The organism is Bradyrhizobium australafricanum (assembly GCF_020329495.1).
GTDB classification, from domain to species: Bacteria; Pseudomonadota; Alphaproteobacteria; order Rhizobiales; family Xanthobacteraceae; genus Bradyrhizobium; species Bradyrhizobium australafricanum.
This window is the reverse complement of the sequence record NZ_JAGKJL010000185.1, coordinates 1-908: the sequence shown is the minus strand read 5'-3', so window position 1 is coordinate 908 and position 908 is coordinate 1. Positions and strand designations below refer to the sequence as shown.

The 908-nt window shown below is 69.2% G+C and carries 1 protein-coding gene; it reads left to right on the top strand.

Going from position 1 to position 908, the window contains the following annotated elements:
* Positions 1-908 (top strand): VCBS domain-containing protein (locus tag J6525_RS46455; protein ID WP_225649616.1); only part of this gene is annotated, 908 nt, incomplete at both ends.

Sequence of the window (908 nt, the reverse complement as noted above, 5' to 3'; positions counted from 1 at the left end):
CGACGGTGGCGCAGACCGAGACGATCACGATTACCGGCACCAACGACGCGCCGGTGGTTGCGGCGGCGCTGACCTCGACGGCGGCGGAAGGTGCTGCGTCCTATCCGCTGAACCTGCTGAGCGGGGCGAGCGATCCCGACCACGGCGAGACGGCGACGCTGAGCGTTGCCGATGTGAGCTATGCGGTCGACGGCGGAGCCTCGTCTTCGACGGCGCCGGCCGGGGTGAGCCTGTCGGGCTCGACGCTGACGGTTGATCCGACCGACCCGGCGTTCAACAGCCTGGCGGTCGGCGAGCATATGACGATCGTGGTGTCCTACAATGTGAAGGACGCGCAGGGTGCGACGGTGGCGCAGACCGAGACGATCACGATTACCGGCACCAACGACGCGCCGGTGGTTGCGGCGGCGCTGACCTCGACGGCGGCGGAAGGTGCTGCGTCCTATCCGCTGAACCTGCTGAGCGGGGCGAGCGATCCCGACCACGGCGAGACGGCGACGCTGAGCGTTGCCGATGTGAGCTATGCGGTCGACGGCGGAGCCTCGTCTTCGACGGCGCCGGCCGGGGTGAGCCTGTCGGGCTCGACGCTGACGGTTGATCCGACCGACCCGGCATTCAACAGCCTGGCGGTCGGCGAGCACATGACGATCGTGGTGTCCTACAATGTGAAGGACGCGCAGGGTGCGACGGTGGCGCAGACCGAGACGATCACGATCACCGGCACCAACGACGCGCCGGTGGTTGCGGCGGCGCTGACCTCGACGGCGGCGGAAGGTGCTGCGTCCTACCCGCTGAACCTGCTGAGCGGGGCGAGCGATCCCGACCATGGCGAGACGGCGACGCTGAGCGTTGCCGATGTGAGCTATGCGGTCGACGGCGGAGCCTCGTCTTCGACGGCGCCGGCCGGG